The organism is Clostridium sp., from assembly GCF_036660475.1.
Classification (GTDB): domain Bacteria; phylum Bacillota; class Clostridia; order Clostridiales; family Clostridiaceae; genus Clostridium_J.
Window position 1 is genome coordinate 1 of sequence record NZ_JAVXAO010000017.1, and the last position, 24,401, is coordinate 24,401.

A 24,401-nucleotide genomic window follows, 5' to 3' on the forward strand; every position below is an offset into this window, starting at 1 on the left:
GAGGAGACTATATTGAAGATAGTTGTAATAGGTGGAGGTTGGTCTGGTTGTGCAGTACGTTTTAAACTCCACCTAAAAATACTAATGATACTTTCTTCTCACCATTATATCTAATTTCCTTTAATATTCGCTTTATAGCCTGTTGCTGCTTTTCTATGTTAAGTATATCAAAGTCAATTAGTAGTTCTACTATAAGCGTATAAAGAGTATCAGTATTAATTTTATCTAGATTTTGAAATATATTTTTTCTTTCAAGAACAAATAGATTATTGTTCAATTCAGTTATTTCATTAGAAATATCATTAATTTTATTTGTTACTATATTTATAGCTGGACCTTCAACTAGAATTAACTTATCAGTTAATTTTTCAATATCTTTATTTTTTTTCAATATATCTTTTTTTACATTTTTAATTAGGCTATCAAAGTCAATGTCAGTATTTTTAGTTACATAGTCATCTAGAAGTTTTTTATCTAATTTTATTTTTCTTAATGTACTAATAACCTTTTCTTCTACTAATTCAACTGGTAACCACATTGCATCACAATCAGTATTTTTATATTTTTTATCTGAGCACCTAAAATAGTATTTAACCTCACCATTTTTATTAGGGTTACCTGAAGATAAATACATATTTGAACCACATTGACATTTGACCATGTGACTTAAAAAGGAATTAGGTGAAATTCTAGGTCTAGCTTCAGTACCACGAGCTTTAAATATTCGGTTGGCTTTAATCCAAATCGCAGGAGCTATTGCAACATCATGCTTAGACGTTGATACAAACATATCCTTTGAATTCCACAATGCTTTACCATTGACTCTAGGTCTACGATTATAAGGCATAAACCCTTGGCCATTTAATTCTCCATACACCTTATAACCAATAGATTTTAAATAAGCTGCGCTTTCTTCAGTTGCAGCTAGGTGAACTGGATTAATCAATATATTAGATATAGTTCTATTAGGAAGTCCAATTTTTTTACTAATTTGACCAGGTGTGTGTCCCGCCGCTATCATGCTAAAAATTAGTTTAATGTCATCTACATACTCAGGTATTAACTGCAAATACGTTTCTTTTTTACCTACTTCATTTACTATACTAACGCTTCTATATCCAGTTGGAGGTGTACCTCCACTCCAACGTCCCATTTTACCGAGTTCTAACATATTATCTTTAACTCTTTGAGCTATGTTCATTCTTTCCATTTCAGCCATAGAACTTATCATAGACATCATCATTTTACCCGCTGGAGTAGAAGGGTCAAAGCCTTCTGTTACACTAACTAACTTTACATTATATGATTTTAACTCTTCAAACACTGTTAAAAAGTCTAGGGTATTTCTACTAATCCTGTCAATTTTATAGCAAGTTATAACATCGAATTGTTTATGTTTAGCTAGTTGCATCATTCGTTGAAAAGATGGCCTATTAATATTACCACCAGAGAAACCTTCATCTTCAAAAGTTTCAAAAGTACAATCATTATATTGTCTATTAAAATAATCTTTACACATGTTTATTTGGTTTTTAATAGATTCACCAGTGTCAGTTTCTTTAGACTTTCGCGAATATATAGCAATTTTCATAGTTATCACACTCCAATTAGTTGAGACAATGGTTCATATGGTACACCAATACACCTAGAAATTTGATCTAAAGTCATACCTTCTAATTCTATCTCATCAAATTCTATATTTAACATTTTAAAGGCAAAATAATTAGCTTGTTTTTCTAACTTGTTTGTATTTATAAAACATCGATTAAAGGCTGCTGAAAATATATCAACATGAAGTATAGCGTGACCTAATTCATGTAACAATACAAATCTCTCACATTCAACACTCAAATCACCTCTAATAAATATAACTTCATTACCCATTAAATTTCTAATATATAAACTATCATTACCTCTTAACAATATGTTTTTACAATCTAATTTTTCAATTTTTATATTTAATATATCACATAGTTCATAAGCATTATTAGTATCATAAATATCACATAATCCCCAAATTACATCATTTATCCAAGTGTACACATGATCACCCTCTATTTTTTATATTTAAGCCCCAGTAACTGTAGTTGATTTAGTAATTCATTTGCAAACTCTATTATTTCATCATTGGATAGTTTATCAGTATCAAAACCACCATATCCCATAATAGCTGGTTGTTTAAGTATAAATTGCATAGCTGCTTCAGGACTTTTAAATTCCCCAGTTTCATAAAGTTCAGTTTCTTCTTTTAAGTTGTCAGTATATGTTTCATCCCATTCAGTTAATACGCCAGGTGTAACTTTTTCTATTTTCATAATTTCATTAATAGTAACTTGAAGTGAAGTTGCTAATTTTTCTAATATGGCAACACTTGGATTTTTCTTTTCATCTCTTTCTAGAGCACTTATGTAACTAGCATTAACTCCACTTATACGTGATAGTTCATTAACTCCTATTTTTTTAGATTCTCTTATGTTTTTTATGTTCTGTCCGAACATAAAATCACTCCCTTTCATTAATTAGTATAACCAATAACTTATAAATGTATTCTATAAGAATATAATATATGCTAATAGAATATAAAGTCAATAGTAAATTGAAGAAAATTGAAGATATATGCTGTGAGAATATGGTAATTTGACGTAATCGTATGCCATGAGAATACGAAGGTTTGAAATATGCTGGTAGAACATGATATTATGTTCTCGCAGGACATGAGAGGGGGTTACTAAATGGGAAACAAGCTAAAGAGAAGAAGGAAAGAGTTAGATATAAGCATTTATGAGTTAGCTATTAAAACAGGATTATCTGCGACTTATATATCAAACTTAGAAAATGAACAAAAGACTAATCCTAGTAAATATACAATGGAAAAACTCGCTAAGCATCTAGAAATTACAGTAGTTGACTTGTTTTTTTAGTAGCAATAATTTTATAACCGCATACTATAAATAAGAGTACTAAAAAGGGTGAGTATATATGAGAAAAAAAAGAGATTTGGAAGTGGAAATAATAATAGGTCCAGATACATCTAGAATAGTAACCGAGGTGCTACTTGAACTAGTTGATGAGTATAAGGACAGACTAATGGCTAAAATTAGAGAAAATGAACTTGAAGAAAAACAGGCTTAATTGCCTTAAGTAGCAATAATGGACAAGTAGTATTAAAGCGGCTCCAGTGTGAGGGTAAACAAAATTAAGGTGGTATGACTATTGGTACTGAAGTTTTTAGACGAATTGAAACAAAATGTAACAAAAGATGAATTTAAAGAAGTGTTAGCAATTGCTACTCAAGCCATAATATTTAACAATATAGGATTTAAAAAATTAACGAAGGAAAAAGAAATAATAGATGTATGTAATAAGAGTTTATTATTGCTAAGAAAGATGAATTGAGGTAAGAATCATGAAAGATATAAAAATAAAAGGTAAAGTTTATAAAATGGACTTTGAGCAGTGTTACTACCAATTCGAACCACTTAGAGCTAAGGTGTTAAAACAATATTGGTTTATGCCTATAGAGAAAGAGGATCTATCTCAAGAGATATCACTTAACTTCTTTAGAGCATATGAAACCTATGATATAAATAGAGGTTTTGAATTTATGACTATAGCTTACAAAACTATTATAAATGCAATATGGAAATTAAATAATAAATTTCATACTGCAAAGAGACAATCATATGAGAGTGTAGTGTATTTAAATGCATTAGCTCAATCAGCTGATAATCCAAACGAATTAATGGACTTACTAATATATGAAGACAGTTTTGAAGATAATTTATGTACAAACCTTGATTTTGAAAAATTGATTAACCAGATTAATAGTGAAACAGAAGTTAAAATTATAAAGCTTTCAAGATGTGGATATACACAAAGGGAAATTGGGGAAATGTTGGGGTACAGTCAGGTGCAAATATCAAGATATAAAAGAGCATTTAAAGATATTGTTGATAGGGGAAGGGAGGTGAGTTAAATGAAGGAAGTTAAGTTACTACCGCATCAAGAGGAGTCGATAGCTGCCACTAAAGATTTTAATAGATGTGCGTATTACCTAGACATGGGACTTGGAAAAACATTCGTTGGGTCAGAAAAATTAAAAGCACTCGACACTGATGTAAATTTGATAATCTGCCAAAAATCAAAGTTACAAGATTGGTGTGAGCACTTTAAAACTTATTATCCTCAGTATAATACAATAATTTATGCTAAGTCAATAAAGAATATACCTGCTAAATCAGTAATTATTATAAATTATGATTTAGTTTGGAGGAGACCAGAATTATTGGAGTTAACTAATTTCACATTGATGTTAGATGAAAGTTCATGTATTAAAAATACTACATCTAATAGAACTAAATTCATTCTTAAAATGAAACCGGATAATGTAATTCTACTAAGTGGTACACCTACTGGTGGAAAATATGAGGAGCTTTATAGTCAATGTAAGCTGCTAGGTTGGAAGATTAGTAAGAAAGCATTTTGGGATACTTATATTGTTACTAGGGATATGAAAATTAATGGATTTAAGGTAACAATAGTAATTGGATATAAGAATGTAGACAGGTTAAAAGTTAAGCTTAGAGAGTATGGGTCCATATTTATGAAAACTGAGGAAGTTATAGACTTACCAGAGCAATTAGATAATGTAATTAAAATAGAAACAACTAAAGAGTACAAGAAATTTGTTAAGAATAGAGTAATTACTATAAACCTAAAAAGTAACTGTGAATTTAAAGATGATGGTGATTTTTATGGTGAAGATGTAACACCTCGAGTAGAGTTAGTTGGAGATACAAGCCTAACTAAAATGTTATATGAACGGCAATTAGCAAGTCAGTACAACAGTAATAAGTTAGTTGCACTTAAAGATTTACTTAACTCCAGTAATGATAGATTAATCATATTCTATAACTTTACTAAAGAGTTGGAGGAAATAGAAGATATGTGTATCAAGCTAAACAGACCAGTATCAGTAGTAAATGGTCAGAGGAAAGACTTAAAGTGCTATGAAAAGGATAATGATTCCATAACACTTATTCAATACCAAGCAGGTGCAATGGGACTTAATCTACAGAAAGCTAATAAAATAATATATTTAAGTTTACCATTATCCAGTGAGCTATTTGAGCAATCAAAGAAGAGAACTCATAGAATTGGACAAGCTAGAAGCTGTTTATATTACTACTTAATAACAGATAAGTCTATAGAAGAGAAGATTTATGAGGTATTAGGTCAAAGAAGAGATTTCACAAATGCATTATTTGAGGAGGAAATATAAATGAATGAATTAAAGTTAATATCACAAACCACACCAGCGGTAGTTACTTTTAACTATGCTGAGATAGATGCACAACTGGAAGAAGTATTGAAAAAATACACTGGCTTATTATTCACAGATGAAACTGTATCTGAATGTAAAAAAACTATGGCTGAACTAAAAAAAGGTAAAAAGTCACTCAATGACTTTAAAATAAACACTAAGAAATTACTAACTGAGGACATTTTAAAATTTGAAGAACAATGCAAATTACTTAGTGATAAATTTGATACTGTTATAAATCCGATAGGAAAACAGGCGGAGAATTTTGAAGTTAAAAGAAAAGAAGAAAAGAGATTAGCTATTCAAACACTCATAGAAAACTTAGGAGAGGAATTAGAAGATAAGTACTATGAGCAGCTAGTAATTACTGATTCAATGCTTAATAAAGGTACTACAATGAAATCTATCATCGCAGATATAACTAAGCAAGCTGAGGTGTTATTATCACAACAAAATATTGAAAAAGCCAACTTTGAGCTTATTAAAAGTAAAGTTGAACTCGCTAATTCTCAATATGGAGTTACTCTTCCAGTATCAATATATTTAAGAATGTTGGAATATAAAGAAATTACTGAGATAACTGGACTAATTGCAAGTGATGCTGAAAAGACTAAGATTGCTGCAGAGAAAGCGGAAGCTGAGAGAGTAGCAATAGAGCAAAGAAAGGCTGAAAGATTAGCAATTATGGAAGTTGAAAGAGTTGCTGCTGAAAAAAGGAAAGCTGAAAAAGCTAAAGTCATTTCAACTACTCCAGAGATACAACCAATTAAGCCAGTAAAAATAGTAACTAATTCAGAAGATGAAACTGTGATACCAAGTGACATTACTTCACCAAAAGCTGAGATATATAGTGATATTTATACAGTTTCAGGGACTGAAGAACAATTGGATGCACTTGATGATTTTCTTATTAGTAACAATTATGAATGGTCAATAAAGGAGGACTAAGTATGAAGATAAAAATTGATGTTGCTGATATACATCAAATTTTGAAAGTAAGTACTGATGAAAAAATATCAATAGTAGCTTATGAAAATATAGTCTATGTGATTGGTGATATTAAAAGTGGTAAGGATGATTTGAGTTTAGATCAAGTAATGTGCAAATGTGATTATCCATGGATAGAAGAGCCAGGTAAAACTTTAATTAGTAGGAATGTGCTTAAATCATTACCCACAAATGGAGATTTAACTATAACAGAAAATACATTAGAGTGTGGTAAAAGAAAAATAACTTATAAGTTGGATAATCAAGTTGCTGAACCAACTAAATATTTAAAAGATATATATACAGTGAATAAAAAAATATTTGATGACTTAATTGAAGTTGAATATGCACTTGCTAAAGATGAAACAAGACCTATTTTAACAGGAATGTTTATAAATAAGGATGAGTGTGTAGCATTAGATGGATTTAGAGTATCCATTAGGAAATCAGAAGGCCTAACTATTCCAGAGACTCTATTACCAAGTAAACTCATTAAGAGTTATAGGAAAGTAAAGAATAAAGCTAAAGAAGTTACAATACTAGAAACCGTAGATGATATAGCTCTTAAAGTTGGAAATATAGTGATATTAGTAGCTAAATTGCAAGGTGAGTACATTAAGTATAAAGATATAATACCGAATGAATTTAGTAAAAAAGCTGTCATTGATTCTACAGAGTTGTTGAGATTACTTAAATCGTATAACGATGTGAAATATGTAAAACTTAATTTTACTAAGGAAGAGTTGACTATAATATCAAAAAATGAAACTTTGACTATTGAAGATAAAATTGATTGTAAGTTTGAAGGGGAAGATTTAGAGATAGCATTTAATTGTAAATACTTAATTGAAACTATAAAACATTATGAAAATATGATATTTAAGTTTAACTCAAGTGTATCACCTTTAGTAATCACAGATGGAGTTAATAAAATAGATATGCTTTTACCAGTAAGAATTAAAAAGGATAACTAAGGAGGAAAAATCAATGGAATTAAAAATAGTAGAAGAGTATTCAAAGGAAATGACTAGAGAGGAATTTGACAAGTTTACGGAGGAAGAAGAGTTATGTCCAAGCTCATTAGGATTATCTAATTCAGAGGAAAGTAAAGGGTGCAACAATTGTAATAATTGTTGGGATGAAGTATTAATAGGAATTGAATTTATAAAACCATTACCAGCATTACCTAAAGAATCAGTGGCAATATTAGCAAGGTTAGCTGATATTGAGAAACGATATAAGGTGATGGAAGAAGAAAGGGATAATCTTAAATCACAATTGTTAGAAGCTATGGAAAAGCATTTAGTAACCAAGTGGGAAAATGATGATATGAGTATAAAATATGTAGCTCCAACCACGAAGAGTTCAATAGATAGTAAAAGCTTAAAGAAAGATATGCCATATATATTTGAGAAGTATAGTAAGACTTCTCATGTTAAGAGCTCAGTTCGATTTAAGTTGAAGGAGGTCAAGTAAAGATGGATACAGGATATACATTAGATATAAATAATTGTGAAGTTACTTATGCATCACCATTGGAAGACGGGTTTACGCCATTAGAGGAGGAAGCTTAGTGTAAGATAGAAAGAATGAAATAGCATTCATAATGGATTTAGTTCAAAAATTATGTGAAGAAAGTGAAATAGGACTTGTGGCTAAGAATGTTAAAGGACAATTAATGGTAGCAGTACAAGATGCTAGAGATGGGAAAGAGTATTACCTAATGAGGAAGTGATTGCAATGGCAGCTGAGAAGATTTTCGAGAATGAAATTAAAAAGTTTTTAAATTCACTATCTAACACATGGCACTTTAAATATTGGGCAGGTCCTTACAGCAAGAGTGGTATTCCGGATATCATAGCATGTGTAAATGGACACTTTGTAGCTATAGAAGTTAAAGCTGACAGTGGACACGCTAGTGAGTTGCAGAAACGTAATGTAAGGCTTATACAAGAGTCAAAAGGATATGCTTGTATAGTTTATCCCAAAGACTTTGAAAAGCTTAAGAAGGAGCTTAGAGAGTTATGCAAAAGCTAAGTAAATCTGAATTTATGAGTAAAGCAATTAATGACTTATACGAATTTAAAAGACTAGCGAAGGAAAAGTCAATGGGCGCCGACATTCATATGATACAGAATTTTCACAAAATACAAAGGAGGACAAGGTAATGGTAAAAGAAAAATGGCAAGAGGATATTTCCGAAATGATTAGTAACATCTTAGATTTTAAAGAAGTTATTAAAAATGCACAGGTGGACTTAGAAAGTGAAAAGGTGAGACTTATGGGTATGTTAAAGCAGCATAATCTTTCACAGTTTACTTGTGAAGCAGGAAAAGTAAATTTTGTTAGGTTCGAGAGAGAAGGACTTGTTAAAGATAACGTAGTTGACACTGTAGAAGGGGTAAATAAAGGTAGAATTACAAAAATAAATATGGGGGACTTAACTAAAGATATTAAGGTGTGCTTCATAAACGTAAGGGGGTTTATGTAAGTGGTTAAAGTTAAATTATTTGCGAGCGGTTCAACTATTGGAATGGAAAAATTAAATGACTTTCTATCAACTGTAAAATTAATAGATATTAAATATCAAATGACAGATGAAAATGATTGCTTTTTAGTTATATATGAAGACTTGAACAATCTAACAGAAATACCAACTTACAAATTAGTCGAAGAACTTAAGAAAAGAGAAGGAGTTAGAACTCATGAAATAGCTCCATATATAGCCGAATACAGTATTTCTATTAAATCTACAGAAACAGAAGTTGTAAGTTTATTAAGTAAAAATGATGGTGGAGCAATAATCTTGGAGGTGATTGACTAATGATTAATATAAGGAAAATCAACGATACACTTAATGTATCATTCGAATATGATGCTGACATAGTATCTAAGATTAAAACTATACCAGGTAGAAAATATAACCCTTCAAATAAATCATGGGATTTACAACTTCAATCTATTCATAAGCTTAAAGAGTTATTCAATGAGTTAAATATATCTGATGATGTGGATCAAGAGTATGTAGCACCTAAATATGATTTTAAAGCTGAGATAGATACTATAAGTAATCCAGACTTAAAAGTATTTACTAGATGGTGTTTAGAACAGTTACCTGATTACTTTTATGAAGTTGCAGCATCAAGTTCAGGTAAGTATCATCCAGGATATACACAAGGTGAGGGTGGACTCATAAGACATACTCAAGCTGCAGTAAGAATAGCAAATGAATTATTTAAATGTGAAACCATTCAAAAATTCACAGATGATGAAAAAGATATTATTAGAGTAAGTTTACTACTTCACGATGGAGTAAAACATGGAACCAACGGCTCATCACATACAGTAGCTACACACCCATTAGAAGTAGTTAAATACTTAGAGGATAGATACTTTGAGGTTGATGAAGAAACCCTTTCAGATGAGGTTATAGAGATTATGGAAGTGGATATGTGGTATCAAATTACTGAATGTATTAAATCACACATGGGTCAATGGAATACTGATTATAAGACTAAGGAAGAGATACTTCCAAAGCCAGAAACAGAGTTACAAAAGTTCACTCACTTATGTGATTACTTAGCCAGTCGTAAGATGCTAGAAGTTAACTTTAATGTGGAGGGATAGGTGATTATATGTCGCAATATTCACACTCTAAAGTTGAGTGCCACAATAGTTGCCATTATAAATACAAACTGAGATATGTAGACAAGTTTAGAACTATTCCAGACTACACAGCAGACAACGCTTTAATATGCGGTAATACCATGCACCAAGGAGCTGAAACAAATTTAGCGGATGCATTAAAGTTTTACTATTCTAACTACCCAATCATAAGTGATGATCATGTACATGAAGTAATGAAGTTCACTTATCTAATACCTAAAATACATGAAATACTAGATGGCATTAATGTTTATAAAAAAGAGTTTAGTATAAATACTTCAAGGTTTATTGGAATAGTAGATTTAATAACTAAAAATGATGATGGAACTGTAGATGTATTTGATTATAAGTACAGTAATGCAGTTGAAAAGTATTCAGAGTCACCACAGCTTCATTTATATAAGTATTTCTTGGAGCAGATGGGATTTAAGGTTAGAAAGTTAGGTTTTATATTTATTCCAAAGGTAGCTATAAAACAGAAAAAAGAAGAGTCTCTATATCAATTTAGATATAGACTCCAGGAAGAGTTAAAAATATCAAAAATTAGAATTATGGAAGTTCAATATGATGCAGCTAAGGTTATAGACTTCATGGATGACATTATAAAAATTAATGAGGATGAAGAGTATAAGAAATTACCAACACGATTATGTGATTGGTGTGATTATAAAAAATTATGTTTAGAGGAGAATGATGTAGATATGCAATTACCAAGTAACAAAAGAAGAGAAGTAGGTCAAATAAAAAAGAGAGTTATGTGGATATACGGAGCTCCATTCTGTGGGAAAACTACATTTGCAAATGACTTTCCGGAGCCATTAATGTTGAATACTGATGGAAATATCAAGTTTGTAGATGCCCCATATATTTCAATTAAGGATGAAATAAAGGTTGAAGGTAGGATTACTAATAAAACACTAGCGTGGCAGGTGTTTAAGGATACAGTAGCTGAACTTGAGAAGAAACAAAATGACTTTAAGACTATTATAGTTGACTTAGTAGAAGATACTTACGAGTACTGTAGATTATTTAAATATGATGAAATGGGTATTACGCATGAGAGTGATGATAGTTTTAGAGCTTGGGACAAAGTTAGAACTGAGTTCTTAAGTACACTAAAGAGGTTACTGAACCTTGATTATGAAAATATAATTTTGATATCTCATGTTGATACAAGTAAAGATATTACAAAGAAAGCTGGAGATAAGATTACAAAAATAGCACCTAACTTAAATGAAAAATGCGCAAATAAAGTAGCTGGAATGGTTGATATAGTAGCTAGAGTTATTGCGGAAGATGGGAACCATACTCTTAACTTTAAGACTTCAGAGGTTATCTTCGGTGGTGGTAGACTTCATGTTAAAACTGAAAAAATACCACTGGAACTTGAAAAATTAATGAAAGTTTATGATGAGGCAAATGTAGGTAAAAAAGATATTCCTAAAACTGAAGAAAAAACTTCAAGAAGATCTAAAAAAGCAGATGAACCTAAAGAGGAGTCCAAAGAAGGTTCAGTGGAAGACGTTAAAGTTGAGGAAACTAATTCAGTTGATGAAACTCAAAAGGAAGACAAGCCCAAAAGAAGTAGAAAATCAAAAGAAGAATCTACAGATATAGAAAAAACAGATGATACTCAAGCTGAAGATGAAGCAACTAATTCAGAAACAAAAGATACACCTCCGGTTGAGGATAAACCTAAGAGAAGAAGATCAAGAAAAGAAGACTAGTTAAATTAGGTTAGAGGGAGCCATAAATCCCTCAAATATTTAAATAACAAAGGAGAAATGTAATTATGGCAAAAGAAATATGGGATGAATTTGATGAGAAAATTGATACTGCGGGACTTAAGAAAGATGCAGAAGACGCAGCTAAAAATGGTGGTGGGGATTTTAAGGAAGTACCACTTGGAACTTATGAAGTTGAAGTTAATAAGCTTGAACTTAAGAAGTCTAAAAAAGGAGATCCAATGTTAAGTATTTGGTTCAAAATACTTACAGGAGAATACAAAGGTAGCTTAATATTCTATAACCAAGTTATGACACAAGGGTTTGGTATTCACAATGCTAATGAAATGCTTAGGAACTTAGATTCAGGTATAGATATAGAATTTGTAAACTTTAAGAAATATCATGGGATGTTACTAGATGTACTTGAAGCAGTAGAAGGTACATTAGAATATGCACTGGAGTATGGAGAGAATAACAAAGGGTTTAATACTTATAAAATAGCAGACGTATTTGACAAAGAGTAAAGACAACTGAGGGAGATTTTCTCCCTCTTTTAATACAAATTTTTGAGGTGAGAGTAATGGATAAGAAGTTAATTAGAATAGCTAAAGATGAAGTTAAAGAAATGACATTTGATGAAGTACTTAAAAAGTATAGAGGGTTAGTTGTAAATAAAATTAATAAATGGAAGTTTAAATATGAGTTCGATGATTTATATCAAATGGGATGTTTAGGGTTATGGGACGCTTATAAGTATCATGATTCGAACAATGGGTTTTGCTTTGGAACTTTAGCATTAAAAACAATTATCCATTATATATCATGGTATAGGCAAAATAATAACCTAGATAAAATAAATCGTCAAACATCAAAAATTACAGATGTATGTAGCTATGACAGTAAAGATGGATATGTTGATACATTTATGGATACAAGAGCTGATTATGATGAAATTGAATTGAAACTGATTATTAATGATGTAATTGTAAAGCTAAATAAACAAAATGAGTTTCTTAGAGCTCATGAAAGAAGAGCGTCGGAGAGAAATATTATTTTCTTAAAATTAGTGGCACAGGGAATAAGTCAAAGAGAAATAGCCGAAATATACAATCTTAGTATATCAACGGTACAAAGAGGTGTGTATAAAGAGTATTCAAGGATTAAGAAGTTTTTAAAAGCTAGTTCATATGAAGAACTAATGAGAGCTTGAAAGGAGAGTAACCATGGGAAGAACTGAAAGGAGAAAACAACAAAAGGTAATGAATAAAAAGTTATCTACAGATCAATTCAGTAAACTACAAAGTGAAGTTAATAAGGAATATATAGATAAAGAAGTTGATAGACAATGTAATTTCTTTAAGAATATATTCTCAGATTGTTTATTAGAAGCCTTTAAAAAGAATGGAGTAAGCAATCAAAAGGGCAAAGCTATATTAGATGATGTTGAGTCAATTATGATAAGGAAGGTGAATAAAGTTGAGTAACTTCAGAAGAGAATACTTAAATGCTGAGGAAAAGAATATATACATGATTTCTAAAGCTTTTATTCAAATGCTAAATGGAGAGAGAAATCTTCAAAACAAGATTACCAATGAGATTTGGCAAGAGTGGGAAAAACGTGGAATGATTACATCTTCCATGAAAAAGAATATCAAGATGGTGAAGACTTATCTTAATAAGTTTTGTTATGAGATAGAAGAAAATCTTAATGAAACTGAGAATAAGAAATTAAAAAAGCAACTTGAGAAATTTGATTATAAGCTTATTGATGATTATACAGTTTCAAAATTAATGAGGGATGTTAATAACAATATAAAATATGCAGTTATTGAAAGAGACAAGCTTAATGAGGTACTAGAGGACATTGCTGAAGTTAGATGTGTTGCTTGCACTATAGATTACAGAGAGTGTGCAATATTTAAAATGCTAGATGATATAAGTACTCCATATTGTGGAGAAGAGCCTAATTGTCCTTATGCTGCTAATTTAGAAAAGTTGAGCACTAAAGAAAAAGAGCATATAGATAAATTTAAGAAAAGACTTCACAAGCAGAATAAGTTTAGAAAGTAGGAGTTGATTAAAATTTTATTTTATGACTTTGAGGTATTTAAAGAAGATTGGTTAGTGGTTATTAAAGATACTGAAAATAGAACTACTCATACCATAGTCAATAGTCCAGAAGAATTAACACATTTTTATGAGAAAAATAAAAATAGTATTTGGGTTGGATACAACTCCAGGAGCTATGACCAATATATTTTAAAAGGAATATTACTAGGTATGAGTCCTCAAGAAATTAATACTCATATTATAGTTCACAATCAGGGTGGTTGGTCATTTAGTAGGTCATTTAATAAAGTAAAACTTTACAACTATGATATTATGACAGATAAATTCAAAGGCCTAAAGCAACTAGAGGGATTCATGGGTAATGACATTAGAGAAACTACAGTTAATTTTAATACTAATAGAAAGTTAACATCTAAGGAAATTGAAGAAGTTATATTTTATTGTAATCATGATGTAGAGCAGACTATGCATGTATTTATGAATAGGAAATCGGAGTTTGAAAGTCATATGAGTTTAATTAAGGCTTTTGATTTACCACTTAGCTACATCAATAAAACTAAGGCTCAGCTATCAGCGATTATTCTAGAAGCTAGTAGAGTTCACAATAGAGATGATGAGTTTGATATTACTATAGTAGATACGCTTAGACTAAATAAATATAGACACATATTAGAATGGTATAAGAATCCTATAAATAGAGATTATAAGAAATCATTAGATATTAATGTAGGGGAAGTTCCTCATACCTTTGGATGGGGAGGACTTCATGGAGCTAGAGCTCAATACCAAGGTGAAGGAATATTTATTAACTCAGACGTGGGAAGTTTTTATCCAGCATTAATGATTGAATATAATTTCTTGTCTAGGAATGTAAGAGTAGCCAGTAAATATAAAGAAATAAGAGATAGAAGATTAGAACTTAAAAAGAATAAAGATCCAATGCAGCTACCTTATAAGATTGTACTTAACTCAACTTATGGAGCAAGTAAAGACCAATATAATAATCTATATGACCCGCTACAAGCTAATAATGTATGTGTCAATGGACAATTACTCCTATTGGATTTAATAGAGCATGTGGAGTCACAGACAAGTTTTAAATTGATACAGAGTAATACTGATGGTATCATGTTTAAACTCAATGTTGAGTCAGATATACCAGTTTATGAGTCAATATGTAAAGAGTGGGAAGAGCGTTCACGAATGACTTTAGAGCATGACATTATAAAAAAGGTAGTTCAAAAGGATGTTAATAATTACATTATTGTCATGGATGGAGGAAAGGTTAAATCTAAAGGCGCTTATGTTAAAAAGTTAGATAAGCTAGATAATGATTTACCGATAGTTAACCAGGCGCTCATGGACTACTTTATAAAAGGTATACCGGTAGATGAAACTATAAATGAATCTAATAAGTTAATTGATTTTCAAAAGGTGGTTAAGGTATCTAGTAAATATAAAAAAGCCTTACATGGAGATAGGGTTATCAATGAAAAAATATTAAGAGTCTTTGCTTCTAAGAGTTACTTAGATAGAGGTGTGTATAAGGTGAATAGTAGAGATACACCAGAGAAGATAGCCGGTACTCCAGAAAGATGTTTTATTGATAATAGTGACATAACTAATAAGAGAATATCAAGGAAACTTGACCGTAGTTGGTATATAGATGTTGCGAAGAAAAGAATAGTTGACTTTGTGGGGGATGGAATAGAGCAAATGAGTTTCATGTAGGGTAGGTGAGGTAGTGAAAAAATCAGTATTATGGAAATATGACAGTGAACTAGGCTGGGCTTATATTATGTCAACTGCAAGTGTGGGTGTGAGATAGATTGGGAGCATGAGAAATAGTACAAATAAATGGCTACACGTGACTAATTTGGCATCTTTCGGCCACTATGGAGGTTGGAGGGCGTAATATTGAAACTGAACATACAAACAATGGTCTTTGAAAATTGAATAATACGGTATTTGAAAATATTAATATTTACCATTATGATACTACAGTGATGTTCAAATATGGATAATATGCTATAATTTCTATAGAATTAGATAGAGATCATATTTTATAATAACATAACAAATTAAATATTAGAGATAACACAGCAGTGAATAGTATATTTTAAAAAGGAGATTATATTTATGTCTGATACTATTGAGATTATTTATAATAAATATATCGCTGAAGAAAAACTAAAAAATGGTACAAAATATGAAAAACTTGTTGCGGTGGTATTTAAATTATTGAATCAAAATGATACAGTTATTCATGATTTGAAGTTAATAGGTAATGGTAAAACAGCTCAGCACCAAATAGATGTGACAATAAAGAAAAATGGTGAAGAGAAAAAAATACTTGTTGAATGTAAGGATTATAATAGCGTTATAGGTCAGGGGGTTGTAAGAGATTTTCATGGTGCAATACATCAGATAAGACCAGACGATGCGTTTGTAGTTACGACGATAGGTTATACAAAAGGAGCTATTGATTTTGCTACAGATGAAAATATTAAACTGTTCGTATTAAGAGAATTCCAAGATGAAGATTGGAAAGGAAAGATGAAGAAGTTTAATATTAACTTAAATATAACTTTTAGATCACCTCAAATTATTGGAATTATACCTTCTAATGAATGCGAGGTACAAAAGTTAAACCTAGTAAAGAAATTGCATAAAGGGGAATTATATAGTCCCAATAAAGAGAATACATTTTTTTATGATAGTTATGGAAACATAATTGGAAGCTTTCAACAAATAATTGTTCCAATATTTAAAACATTCACAGAGGAAATGAAAAAAAAGCCAGGAGCATACGAATTTGCTACACCAATGCATATTATTTTATTTGAAACATTGGTTTGTATAAAAGGTTTTAATTATGAATTTAAAAATGAAAATTTGAATGGAATAATTGATACTGGTGAAATGATAGCAACTCTTTTATTGAAGAGTTTAGATGGTTCTCTAAATCAAATTATATTTGACCAAGATTTGAAGAAATGGGCGTTTAATGAAAATGAAGTAGTATCAAAAAAATAAACTTTTAATACCGTATTATTCAATTTGAATATACGGTATTTTTATTTTGCAGTTCAATGAGATAGAGGAGTTGATTTTTATGAAAAATACACTAGGAGATTTAAATAATCACTTATTTGCTCAATTAGAGAGACTCAATGATGAAAATATAAAAGGTGAGGAACTTCAAGAAGAGATTATAAGGGCAAAAGCTATAACAACCGTTGCAGCACAAATCATATCAAATGGATCATTAGTCATTGAGGCTAAGAAGATGATGAATGATAGGGTGGATGTTGATGCTAGATTGCCGAAAATGTTGGAGGGGTAATGATGCCACACAAATACACAAGGGAACAATCTGAATTTATTACTGAGAATGTAATTGGAGTAAGCAATGCTAAATTAACAGAAATATTTAATAGCAGGTTTGAAACAAATTTAGAAAAAGTTCAAATTAAGAACTATAAAAATAGAAATCATTTAAGCAGCGGACTAGATGGAAGATTCACAAAAGGTCATGTTCCAGCTAATAAAGGAATTAAAGGGGTTATATACGAGGGTTCTAAAAAGACATGGTTTAAAAAAGGTAGTACACCTGTAAATCATAGGTCACTGGGAAGTGAGAGAGTTACTGTAGATGGTTACACTGAGATTAAAGTAGCTGAGCCAAATAAATGGAGATTAAAGCACCAGATATTACATGAGGAGTGCGTAGGGCCAATACCTAGAAACCATGCAGTTATATTTGGAGATGGAGATAAAAGTAACTTTGATATCAGTAATCTTATCTTAGTATCAAGGCAACAGTTATTAATATTGAATAGGAATAAGTTAATCCAAAATGATGCTAATTTAACAAGGACTGCAGTTATTATAGCAGATCTATATCAGAAAATAAGTAGAAGAAAAGATTAAAGGTTAACTACTAGGGTATAAAGGAGGAACAACCATAATGACAGCAATTCTCTTTATAATGCTAATGACATTAGTATACACAATGTTTTTATTTAAATTTAATAATGATAAAAAAGACAATATGTGTGTTGAGAAATGCAACATGAAGGACTGTAAGCACTGTATAGATAAAGGCCAGTGTAAATATGGAAAGGAGCAAATGAATAATGAAAGTTGAAAATGTAAAAGTGTATGATTTGGAAGACAGTATAAAAGCAAGTAAATATCCTATGACAACTAATACAAGTAAATGTAATGATGATATTACTAATACAGTTAAATTATTAGGTAGCAGTAATAAGGGGGAAGGACACGATCAATGGCTAACAGGAGTTAGAGTAGCTTTTGATTTAACCTTTAGTAATAAAGCGTGGATAGAGTTAGAAAGATATAGATTTATAGAGTTTGTATCTTCGCAATCTACAATGCATAGAATAACTAATTTAAATATAAGAGAACAATGCAATAAATATGTATGGGATAGTACTATTGAAAAACTAGAGTTAGCAGTTGAAGAATATAACATGGTGGTAGATGATGTTGGTGGTAAGGATAAGGATGGGCGCATAGCAGATAAATATTTAGAGATACTGTACAACATACCAAGTGGGTTTCAGATTACAGCAAGGCTAACAACTAATTATAGAGCATTGAAAACAGTATATGACCAACGAAAGAGTCACAAGTTACCTGAGTGGCGAGAATTTTGTGACTGGATTGAAACACTTCCTCACTTTAAAGAATTGTGTTTGGGAGGTAACAAATGTTAAATGAAGTGAAACTAGTTAATATAGATTTAAAGGGTATTAATTATAATCAACAGCTAATAAAAATTGAGGAAGAGGATAAAGAGTTTCTAGAGGCTATTGAATCAAATGATGATAAGCATAAAATTGAAGAATTTTGGGATAGTGTACAGGCTAGATTAGGATTATTAGATATGGACGGTATAAGTGCTGAAAGGGTTATGCAAGGATATCCTGAGCACTTAAATAAGTTGAAAAATAGACCAAGAACCAAATAAGGGGTGATTAAGTGAACACTAAAAAAATACATGACTTAATATTTAAAAATTATTACCCTTTAATCGCTGGAACTAAAAGACCAAATGTAAAAGAAGTAAATGAAGAGTCAGCTCAAAGTTATGTTGATATATTAAAGCTAGATGATTATGGAGCTACACTTAATCCAGATACAGTTATGGTTGATATTGATGATATGACTCAAGCTAAGAGAGTTCAGAAGATAATTGAGAAGATGAATGTTAATTGTATAATTATTCAGACCAACAATGGTATGCATTTTCACTTTACAAACACTAATATTAAATCAAATAAGCAACATTTTTTCACATCTTTAGGTATTAAAACAGAAACTAAATATCCACATCAAAATGTAGTTACTCCAATTAAACTTAATGGATCAGAGCGTAAGATAATAAGAGCAGCTGATAAGTTGGACAAACTCCCAATATGGTTATACCCATTAAGTAAGAAATTCTCTATGGATTTTAGCAAGCTCCAGGAAGGTGATGGTAGAAATGATACTTTATTCTCATATATATTAACATTGCAGCAGCAGGCTATGACTAAAGATGAGATTAGAGAAGTCATAAGGGTTATAAATCAATTTATTATTAAAGAACCAATATCAGATAAGGAACTTGATGTAATTCTAAGAGATAAGGCATTTCTTAAAGAGAGTTTTTATATTAAAGGAAAACTTCAATATGAAAAGTTGGCCATTTATTTAATTAGAGAACACCATGTAGTTAAGATGAATGATAATCTTCATGTGTATAAAGAAGGTTATTACAGTTCAAGTAGTGATGAAATTGAACGTAATATGCTACAGTATATTATTAATTCCACACGAACACCTAGAGGCGAAATTTTAAGATACTTAGAACTTAGGTCCCAAGAGGTAGTAATGGAATCTCCTAAGCTTATAGCTTTAAAGAATGGAATATTAAATCTAGAAAATAAGAGCCTATGTGAGTTTAGTCCAGAGCATAAAATTAAAAATAAAATTCCAGTTAACTATAATCCAGCAGCATACTCAGAAACTATGGATAAAACATTAGATAAGATATGCTGCTATGATAAATCATTAAGGTTACTTATAGAAGAAATGATAGGTTATACATTCTTTAGAAGAAATGAATTAGGAAAGTGTTTTATTTTAACAGGTAAAGGATCCAATGGTAAATCAACTTTACTTGATGTTATGAAAAAGCTAATTGGAAAAGAAAATTTAGCTTCAGTATCTCTAAATGAATTAAATGATAGGTTTAAGACTTTTCAATTAGAAGGTAAGTTGGTTAATATAGGTGATGATATCAGCAATGGGTATATAGAAGATAACTCAACATTTAAGAAATTAGTTACTGGTGAAACCGTCAACGTTGAGCGAAAGGGTTCTGACCCATTTGATTTTGAAAATTATAGTAAGTTGATATTTAGCGCAAATGAGATACCAAGAATAAATGATTTAAGTGATGGACTTAAAAGAAGATTAATATTCATTCCTTTTAATGCTAAGTTTTCTAAAAAAGATGATGATTTTGATCCATTCATTATAGACAAGCTTATGAGTAATGAGTCACTTGAATATTTACTTAAGATTGGATTAGAAGGATTGGATAGGATTTTATATAATAGGTCCTTTACTGAAGTTAAATCAGTAGAAGAAGCTTGGGATGATTATGAGAAAAGAAATAATCCAGTCATTGGATTCATTGAAGAAGGTAAAATAGAAAATGAATCCACTAAGGATGTTTATCTTCAATATCAAACATATTGCAGTGAGAGTGGTTTAAAACACTTATCACGAGTCGCATTTAGTAGAGAAATATGCAAACATGGATTTAAAACTAAGCAGGTAATGATTGAAGGGAAGAGATTATCAATATTTATAAATGCAGACTAAGATGAAAAAATATGCTCAACCAAAGTGGAATCAACAATAGTAGCAGTAATGATACTAAGATAAACTAAGATGTTTTATATTATCTTAGTACCTATATAACATAGTAGTAACAACGGTTTGAGTGGTATTGTACTAAGATAACTAAGATGTTTTTAATTTCTTATATATTAAATAACTATTTATAAAAAAAGTATAATAATATATATAAGTAATTATATATATATCTTAGTACCTTTTTTAGTAGTTTTAAGGTATATAAAGTTAGTTATATCAACACTTTAAAGGGTACTAAGATAGTATTTTATTTAACAGCAACATCTTAGTACCTTAGTAATTTACTTAAAATGAGTATAAAGCTAGTGATACCAATGATTAGAGGTGAATTTAATGACAAATGAAAACTATAGAAAAGTTGAATCAATGCTCCATAATTACCATAAAAACAAAGCTGAAATCAAGAATTTAAAGTTAGATTTAGAAGTATTAGAAAATGATTATAGAGGAATAGGATCAATAAGCTATGAAGAACGTACTCAATCAACTAATGCGTTTAGTTCCAGTGTAGAGAATGAAATAGTTAAAAGAGATGAGAAGATAATAAGATTAAGAAATAAGATAAGACTTAAAGAGATTAATATTCAGAAGATAGATAATGCACTAGAATCATTAAAGGAAAAAGATAGTTACATGATAAGAGAGTATTATTTAAATAAGAAGCAGCTCAAAAGCATAAGTAAGGAGCTAAGCTTAGATGAGAATTATAGTTCAACTTATAAGAGTAAATTGATAGAAATACTAACAAATCTAATATTTACAAAAGAAGTTACTTAGAATTATCTTATATACTCCTTATATATTCCTTTTAACCACGTGTTATAATAGTAGTATAGAATGATATGAATTTTTAAGACACCTCAAAAGGGTGTCTATTTTTATACAAGGAGGTATTTACTATGAATATATTATCTAAAGAACAAAGTGATATGATTGATATGATGCTTGAAGGTGTTCCAATGACTAATATTGCAAAGAAGATAGGAGTTCATAGGAGTACTCTTTATGTATGGAAAGATTTAGACTTCGTCAGGGCTGAGCTTGAGGAGCGCAGGAGACAGCTAAGGAAAGCAGCAAAGGACAAGTTAACAGCCAATGTTACCAGCTATGTGAGTAACCTCATAGAGCTTGCTAACAATAGCACTGACCAGAGGGTGAAGCTTCAAGCAAATAAGTATCTATTGGATCAAGCTATTGGATCTCCTGGTACTGTTAAAGAGGATAAAGATATCAATAATAAGAGTAGTGGTGATAGCACATCCACGTTGGAAAAGGATATAGCTACTATAAAGAATATGAAGGTTATTAAGTAGTTTATTAAGGTATGGTTATAATAAACACTTAGATAATATGATATTTGCGTTTATTTAAAGTTGTTTTTATAATAAACAAACAAATGTTTTATAAAGTTATTGACTTATATAAACACAATAATTATAATAATAATATAGATGTGGATGAAAATGTTGACAATGTAAAAAAATGTCGAAAATGGAGGGGTGCCTTCTAAAATGAAATTTTATTAAAACCCCGTTGACCAGTTCCACAATTTCTATAATATTTTTAAAAAGTCGAGGTGCTATTAATGAATATTGCTTATGCTAGAGTATCAACAGTAGAACAAAATGAACAAAGACAATTAGAAGGACTTAAGAATTACAATATAGATAAATGGTTTACCGAGAAAGTAAGTGCCAAAGATACAAATAGACCTAAATTACAGGAAATGCTGGATTTTGCTAGAAATGGAGATACAATTTATATTTGGGACTTCTCTAGACTTGCTAGAAGTACAAAGGATTTATTAGATATAGTAGAATCACTAACAAATAAAGGGGTGCATTTAAGAAGTGTTAAAGAAAATTTAGATACATCTACTCCTTCTGGTAAATTAATGCTCACCATGATAGGTGCAATAAATGAATTTGAAAGAGCAAATATGCTTGAAAGACAAAGAGAAGGTATCGCAATAGCTAAAGCAGATGGAAAGTATAAAGGTAGACCGTCAATAGAATATCCTGATAACTGGAAAGATGTTTATGAACAGTGGAAAGTTAGGGAAATAACTGCAGTAAAAGCTATGGAGCTCACTGGACTTAAAAAGAATAGCTTTTACAATTTAATCAAGAAATATGAGGAAAAATAAAGGATATTACCAAATATTGTAGAATTCTATAATGTGGAAGGTCGTGATTAAGCGATGATTGATAATTATATATTAGAAACAATATCAGATTTTAATATTTCAGGTGCATCACAAGTTGAATATAATAATGTACATTTTGGCTTTGGTGAAAGACAAAAAGAACTTCAAGAAGAGATGTGTAGAATAAACCAAGAAAAGTACGAAAGAGAAGTAGAAAATAATGAAAGTCTAAAGTCACTAGTAGATTATAATCATGAAATATCAAATTATAATAAGGAATTAGTTAGTCTAAATGAAAAAATATTAAATAAAATAAACTCATTGGATGATACGTTATTATTTTTAAACAATGTTTTTGATAAAAAGGCCTATTCTGATAAAACGTTAGCTCAAGGACACAATGCACTTTTACTTGAATTAATAACAATAATTGAATCTCAAGACCCTACTAAATTACAACAATTTATGTCTGGCGTAGCTGCTCCAGTTGGTGTTGGATTGATAGTAGAATACTTTAAAATGAAACTTGGACTTACTGGTATGTAGGAACTCTCAAAAATGGGGGTTCTTTTTATATGGAGATATAACCCTAATGGTAAGGGCGTAACTTGCTAAGTTGTTAGTAATCGAGTTAATTGGTGTATAGGTTCAAATCCTATTATCTCCGCAAGTCCCCCATAAATCCAATCTAATATAAAGACACTTATAGAAATATATATGTCTTTTGTTGTTATATTCTAGGAAGTATTGTAAAATTATTGTTAGGAGGGGATAAAATGGAGAGTTTGGGTATTGTTACTGTGATAGGTGCAATTATATCATTTATAATTGCATATTTTGATAAAGGTGAGAAAAAATATGAAGATCTGAAGGACCAGTATTTTGAAAAAGTATTAATTGTATTTTACAAAAATTACAAGAAAAATAGTGATATTAATCCTGTGAAATTTATGAAACATAAATTTGTAGAAAATGAAGTGTTTATTCCTAAATATATATATTACTTAATAGAAAATAATGATAAAGAAAAACTTGCAAAAGTATTAATAGTTGATTATTGCAATTATTATCCTAATTTTAACAATAGTGCTAGAAACACTATAAATAAATTGTGTAGAAAAATTTATATTATATTGCTATTTATTTATACAGTTTATTTTGTTTGGGGAATGTTTAATATAATACCATCGCTTTCTATGCTTATGGAATCAATAAATTACTATATTAAAGGAAGTTTAATGAAAAGCAACTTATTTATACTTCAATTAATATCACCAACATTAGGAGATATTATGTTACCTATTTGGGTAGTTGATTTATTAAATTTAATATTTATAATAATACTAATATGTTTGCCACTATATATTATAAATCTGTATTTAAGTAAGTGTGATGAATATACTTTGAGAATAAAAAGAATAAAAAGAATGGTATCTAAAAAGGTAAATGTATATAATCGAAAAAGCAAGAAAAGTTATGTATAAAATTATTAAGAACTCTCAATAGAGAGTTCTTTTTTAATATATAA

Annotated in this window: 34 protein-coding genes and 1 tRNA gene; 32 read left to right on the forward strand and 3 right to left on the reverse strand. The window is 30.1% G+C overall.

Going from position 1 to position 24,401, the window contains the following annotated elements:
• Positions 1-61: 61 nt before the first annotated feature.
• The 3 genes from RSA29_RS16980 to RSA29_RS16990 are packed head-to-tail and all read right to left on the reverse strand — an operon-like array spanning position 62 to position 2,498.
• On the reverse strand, positions 62-1,591 hold the full coding sequence (locus RSA29_RS16980) for a recombinase family protein (RefSeq protein WP_346942418.1): 1,530 nt from the start codon (positions 1,589-1,591) through the stop codon (positions 62-64).
• Positions 1,592-1,596: 5 nt separating this feature from the next.
• A complete protein-coding gene (locus RSA29_RS16985; RefSeq protein ID WP_346942419.1) occupies positions 1,597-2,043 on the reverse strand; it encodes an ImmA/IrrE family metallo-endopeptidase in 447 nt (148 codons plus the stop codon).
• Between the two features lie 11 nt (positions 2,044-2,054).
• On the reverse strand, positions 2,055-2,498 hold the full coding sequence (locus RSA29_RS16990; RefSeq protein WP_346942420.1) for a helix-turn-helix transcriptional regulator: 444 nt from the start codon (positions 2,496-2,498) through the stop codon (positions 2,055-2,057).
• Between the two features lie 234 nt (positions 2,499-2,732).
• On the opposite strand from RSA29_RS16990, the gene RSA29_RS16995 reads away from it, so the two are divergent.
• From RSA29_RS16995 to RSA29_RS17150, 32 genes are all read left to right on the forward strand, one after another.
• Complete coding sequence (locus RSA29_RS16995; protein WP_346942421.1) at positions 2,733-2,921, forward strand: helix-turn-helix transcriptional regulator; 189 nt, start codon at positions 2,733-2,735, stop codon at positions 2,919-2,921.
• A 58-nt stretch (positions 2,922-2,979) separates the two neighbouring features.
• On the forward strand, positions 2,980-3,132 hold the full coding sequence (locus RSA29_RS17000; protein WP_346942422.1) for a hypothetical protein: 153 nt from the start codon (positions 2,980-2,982) through the stop codon (positions 3,130-3,132).
• 81 nt (positions 3,133-3,213) lie between these two features.
• Positions 3,214-3,396, forward strand: coding sequence for a hypothetical protein (locus tag RSA29_RS17005; protein WP_346942423.1), 183 nt, complete (start codon positions 3,214-3,216; stop codon positions 3,394-3,396).
• A 10-nt stretch (positions 3,397-3,406) separates the two neighbouring features.
• A complete protein-coding gene (locus RSA29_RS17010; protein ID WP_346942424.1) occupies positions 3,407-3,976 on the forward strand; it encodes a sigma-70 family RNA polymerase sigma factor in 570 nt (189 codons plus the stop codon).
• A complete protein-coding gene (locus RSA29_RS17015; RefSeq protein ID WP_346942425.1) occupies positions 3,977-5,281 on the forward strand; it encodes a DEAD/DEAH box helicase in 1,305 nt (434 codons plus the stop codon). It abuts the gene before it with no gap.
• Positions 5,282-6,271: a DUF1351 domain-containing protein gene (locus RSA29_RS17020; RefSeq protein ID WP_346942426.1), complete on the forward strand. Its 990-nt coding sequence runs from the start codon at positions 5,282-5,284 to the stop codon at positions 6,269-6,271.
• 2 nt (positions 6,272-6,273) lie between these two features.
• Positions 6,274-7,284 carry a DNA polymerase III subunit beta gene (locus RSA29_RS17025; protein ID WP_346942427.1) on the forward strand — a complete coding sequence of 337 codons (1,011 nt, stop codon included), beginning with the start codon at positions 6,274-6,276 and terminating at the stop codon, positions 7,282-7,284.
• A 13-nt stretch (positions 7,285-7,297) separates the two neighbouring features.
• The gene (locus RSA29_RS17030; protein ID WP_346942428.1) at positions 7,298-7,786 is read left to right on the forward strand and encodes a hypothetical protein; all 489 of its coding nucleotides are present in this window, start codon (positions 7,298-7,300) and stop codon (positions 7,784-7,786) included.
• 130 nt (positions 7,787-7,916) lie between these two features.
• A complete protein-coding gene (locus RSA29_RS17035) occupies positions 7,917-8,045 on the forward strand; it encodes a hypothetical protein (protein WP_346942429.1) in 129 nt (42 codons plus the stop codon).
• Between the two features lie 5 nt (positions 8,046-8,050).
• Positions 8,051-8,347, forward strand: coding sequence for a VRR-NUC domain-containing protein (locus RSA29_RS17040; protein WP_346942430.1), 297 nt, complete (start codon positions 8,051-8,053; stop codon positions 8,345-8,347).
• A 130-nt stretch (positions 8,348-8,477) separates the two neighbouring features.
• Complete coding sequence (locus RSA29_RS17045) at positions 8,478-8,801, forward strand: hypothetical protein (protein ID WP_346942431.1); 324 nt, start codon at positions 8,478-8,480, stop codon at positions 8,799-8,801.
• On the forward strand, positions 8,802-9,134 hold the full coding sequence (locus RSA29_RS17050; protein ID WP_346942432.1) for a BC1881 family protein: 333 nt from the start codon (positions 8,802-8,804) through the stop codon (positions 9,132-9,134). It begins immediately after the preceding gene.
• Positions 9,134-9,937, forward strand: coding sequence for a hypothetical protein (locus tag RSA29_RS17055; RefSeq protein ID WP_346942433.1), 804 nt, complete (start codon positions 9,134-9,136; stop codon positions 9,935-9,937). Before RSA29_RS17050 ends, RSA29_RS17055 begins: the two co-directional genes overlap by 1 nt.
• Positions 9,938-9,945: 8 nt before the next feature.
• Positions 9,946-11,703 carry an AAA family ATPase gene (locus tag RSA29_RS17060; RefSeq protein WP_346942434.1) on the forward strand — a complete coding sequence of 586 codons (1,758 nt, stop codon included), beginning with the start codon at positions 9,946-9,948 and terminating at the stop codon, positions 11,701-11,703.
• A 65-nt stretch (positions 11,704-11,768) separates the two neighbouring features.
• On the forward strand, positions 11,769-12,227 hold the full coding sequence (locus RSA29_RS17065) for a DUF669 domain-containing protein (RefSeq protein WP_346942435.1): 459 nt from the start codon (positions 11,769-11,771) through the stop codon (positions 12,225-12,227).
• Between the two features lie 56 nt (positions 12,228-12,283).
• A complete protein-coding gene (locus RSA29_RS17070; RefSeq protein WP_346942436.1) occupies positions 12,284-12,913 on the forward strand; it encodes a sigma-70 family RNA polymerase sigma factor in 630 nt (209 codons plus the stop codon).
• Positions 12,914-12,926: 13 nt separating this feature from the next.
• Positions 12,927-13,187 carry a hypothetical protein gene (locus RSA29_RS17075; protein ID WP_346942437.1) on the forward strand — a complete coding sequence of 87 codons (261 nt, stop codon included), beginning with the start codon at positions 12,927-12,929 and terminating at the stop codon, positions 13,185-13,187.
• Positions 13,180-13,773, forward strand: coding sequence for a DUF5651 domain-containing protein (locus tag RSA29_RS17080; protein ID WP_346942438.1), 594 nt, complete (start codon positions 13,180-13,182; stop codon positions 13,771-13,773). Before RSA29_RS17075 ends, RSA29_RS17080 begins: the two co-directional genes overlap by 8 nt.
• Positions 13,774-13,776: 3 nt before the next feature.
• The gene (locus RSA29_RS17085; RefSeq protein WP_346942439.1) at positions 13,777-15,504 is read left to right on the forward strand and encodes a hypothetical protein; all 1,728 of its coding nucleotides are present in this window, start codon (positions 13,777-13,779) and stop codon (positions 15,502-15,504) included.
• Between the two features lie 408 nt (positions 15,505-15,912).
• Complete coding sequence (locus RSA29_RS17090) at positions 15,913-16,809, forward strand: restriction endonuclease (RefSeq protein WP_346942440.1); 897 nt, start codon at positions 15,913-15,915, stop codon at positions 16,807-16,809.
• 79 nt (positions 16,810-16,888) lie between these two features.
• Entirely contained in the window at positions 16,889-17,119 is a 231-nt protein-coding gene (locus RSA29_RS17095; RefSeq protein ID WP_346942441.1) for a hypothetical protein, read from the forward strand.
• Positions 17,119-17,706 carry an HNH endonuclease signature motif containing protein gene (locus RSA29_RS17100; protein WP_346944613.1) on the forward strand — a complete coding sequence of 196 codons (588 nt, stop codon included), beginning with the start codon at positions 17,119-17,121 and terminating at the stop codon, positions 17,704-17,706. The genes RSA29_RS17095 and RSA29_RS17100 overlap by 1 nt, the downstream gene beginning before the upstream one ends.
• A 37-nt stretch (positions 17,707-17,743) precedes the next feature.
• A complete protein-coding gene (locus tag RSA29_RS17105; RefSeq protein WP_346942443.1) occupies positions 17,744-17,923 on the forward strand; it encodes a hypothetical protein in 180 nt (59 codons plus the stop codon).
• Positions 17,913-18,515, forward strand: coding sequence for a hypothetical protein (locus tag RSA29_RS17110; RefSeq protein ID WP_346942444.1), 603 nt, complete (start codon positions 17,913-17,915; stop codon positions 18,513-18,515). Before RSA29_RS17105 ends, RSA29_RS17110 begins: the two co-directional genes overlap by 11 nt.
• Positions 18,509-18,769, forward strand: coding sequence for a hypothetical protein (locus RSA29_RS17115; protein ID WP_346942445.1), 261 nt, complete (start codon positions 18,509-18,511; stop codon positions 18,767-18,769). Before RSA29_RS17110 ends, RSA29_RS17115 begins: the two co-directional genes overlap by 7 nt.
• 11 nt (positions 18,770-18,780) lie before the next feature.
• On the forward strand, positions 18,781-20,673 hold the full coding sequence (locus tag RSA29_RS17120) for a phage/plasmid primase, P4 family (RefSeq protein ID WP_346942446.1): 1,893 nt from the start codon (positions 18,781-18,783) through the stop codon (positions 20,671-20,673).
• Between the two features lie 387 nt (positions 20,674-21,060).
• Entirely contained in the window at positions 21,061-21,504 is a 444-nt protein-coding gene (locus tag RSA29_RS17125; protein ID WP_346942447.1) for an RNA polymerase subunit sigma, read from the forward strand.
• Between the two features lie 122 nt (positions 21,505-21,626).
• Positions 21,627-22,040, forward strand: coding sequence for a helix-turn-helix domain-containing protein (locus RSA29_RS17130; RefSeq protein WP_346942448.1), 414 nt, complete (start codon positions 21,627-21,629; stop codon positions 22,038-22,040).
• Between the two features lie 272 nt (positions 22,041-22,312).
• The gene (locus RSA29_RS17135; RefSeq protein WP_346942449.1) at positions 22,313-22,873 is read left to right on the forward strand and encodes a recombinase family protein; all 561 of its coding nucleotides are present in this window, start codon (positions 22,313-22,315) and stop codon (positions 22,871-22,873) included.
• Between the two features lie 54 nt (positions 22,874-22,927).
• Positions 22,928-23,419, forward strand: coding sequence for a hypothetical protein (locus tag RSA29_RS17140; protein WP_346942450.1), 492 nt, complete (start codon positions 22,928-22,930; stop codon positions 23,417-23,419).
• A 31-nt stretch (positions 23,420-23,450) separates the two neighbouring features.
• Positions 23,451-23,540: transfer RNA gene (locus RSA29_RS17145), tRNA-Ser, on the forward strand.
• A 109-nt stretch (positions 23,541-23,649) separates the two neighbouring features.
• The gene (locus tag RSA29_RS17150) at positions 23,650-24,357 is read left to right on the forward strand and encodes a hypothetical protein (protein WP_346942451.1); all 708 of its coding nucleotides are present in this window, start codon (positions 23,650-23,652) and stop codon (positions 24,355-24,357) included.
• The last annotated feature ends 44 nt before the right edge of the window (positions 24,358-24,401 follow it).

Coding starts and splice junctions, on each gene's coding strand:
- RSA29_RS17035 (WP_346942429.1), top strand. CDS start 7,917: ATGGATTTAGTTCAAAAATTATGTGAAGAAAGTGAAATAGGACTTGTG.
- RSA29_RS17010 (WP_346942424.1), top strand. CDS start 3,407: ATGAAAGATATAAAAATAAAAGGTAAAGTTTATAAAATGGACTTTGAG.
- RSA29_RS17055 (WP_346942433.1), top strand. CDS start 9,134: ATGATTAATATAAGGAAAATCAACGATACACTTAATGTATCATTCGAA.
- RSA29_RS17115 (WP_346942445.1), top strand. CDS start 18,509: ATGTTAAATGAAGTGAAACTAGTTAATATAGATTTAAAGGGTATTAAT.
- RSA29_RS17025 (WP_346942427.1), top strand. CDS start 6,274: ATGAAGATAAAAATTGATGTTGCTGATATACATCAAATTTTGAAAGTA.
- RSA29_RS17140 (WP_346942450.1), top strand. CDS start 22,928: ATGATTGATAATTATATATTAGAAACAATATCAGATTTTAATATTTCA.
- RSA29_RS16980 (WP_346942418.1), bottom strand. CDS start 1,591: ATGAAAATTGCTATATATTCGCGAAAGTCTAAAGAAACTGACACTGGT.
- RSA29_RS17130 (WP_346942448.1), top strand. CDS start 21,627: ATGAATATATTATCTAAAGAACAAAGTGATATGATTGATATGATGCTT.
- RSA29_RS17135 (WP_346942449.1), top strand. CDS start 22,313: ATGAATATTGCTTATGCTAGAGTATCAACAGTAGAACAAAATGAACAA.
- RSA29_RS17075 (WP_346942437.1), top strand. CDS start 12,927: ATGGGAAGAACTGAAAGGAGAAAACAACAAAAGGTAATGAATAAAAAG.
- RSA29_RS17000 (WP_346942422.1), top strand. CDS start 2,980: ATGAGAAAAAAAAGAGATTTGGAAGTGGAAATAATAATAGGTCCAGAT.
- RSA29_RS17110 (WP_346942444.1), top strand. CDS start 17,913: ATGAAAGTTGAAAATGTAAAAGTGTATGATTTGGAAGACAGTATAAAA.
- RSA29_RS16990 (WP_346942420.1), bottom strand. CDS start 2,498: ATGTTCGGACAGAACATAAAAAACATAAGAGAATCTAAAAAAATAGGA.
- RSA29_RS17125 (WP_346942447.1), top strand. CDS start 21,061: ATGACAAATGAAAACTATAGAAAAGTTGAATCAATGCTCCATAATTAC.
- RSA29_RS16995 (WP_346942421.1), top strand. CDS start 2,733: ATGGGAAACAAGCTAAAGAGAAGAAGGAAAGAGTTAGATATAAGCATT.
- RSA29_RS17150 (WP_346942451.1), top strand. CDS start 23,650: ATGGAGAGTTTGGGTATTGTTACTGTGATAGGTGCAATTATATCATTT.
- RSA29_RS17060 (WP_346942434.1), top strand. CDS start 9,946: ATGTCGCAATATTCACACTCTAAAGTTGAGTGCCACAATAGTTGCCAT.
- RSA29_RS17015 (WP_346942425.1), top strand. CDS start 3,977: ATGAAGGAAGTTAAGTTACTACCGCATCAAGAGGAGTCGATAGCTGCC.
- RSA29_RS17100 (WP_346944613.1), top strand. CDS start 17,119: ATGATGCCACACAAATACACAAGGGAACAATCTGAATTTATTACTGAG.
- RSA29_RS17065 (WP_346942435.1), top strand. CDS start 11,769: ATGGCAAAAGAAATATGGGATGAATTTGATGAGAAAATTGATACTGCG.
- RSA29_RS17040 (WP_346942430.1), top strand. CDS start 8,051: ATGGCAGCTGAGAAGATTTTCGAGAATGAAATTAAAAAGTTTTTAAAT.
- RSA29_RS17105 (WP_346942443.1), top strand. CDS start 17,744: ATGACAGCAATTCTCTTTATAATGCTAATGACATTAGTATACACAATG.
- RSA29_RS17020 (WP_346942426.1), top strand. CDS start 5,282: ATGAATGAATTAAAGTTAATATCACAAACCACACCAGCGGTAGTTACT.
- RSA29_RS17095 (WP_346942441.1), top strand. CDS start 16,889: ATGAAAAATACACTAGGAGATTTAAATAATCACTTATTTGCTCAATTA.
- RSA29_RS17070 (WP_346942436.1), top strand. CDS start 12,284: ATGGATAAGAAGTTAATTAGAATAGCTAAAGATGAAGTTAAAGAAATG.
- RSA29_RS17030 (WP_346942428.1), top strand. CDS start 7,298: ATGGAATTAAAAATAGTAGAAGAGTATTCAAAGGAAATGACTAGAGAG.
- RSA29_RS17045 (WP_346942431.1), top strand. CDS start 8,478: ATGGTAAAAGAAAAATGGCAAGAGGATATTTCCGAAATGATTAGTAAC.
- RSA29_RS17090 (WP_346942440.1), top strand. CDS start 15,913: ATGTCTGATACTATTGAGATTATTTATAATAAATATATCGCTGAAGAA.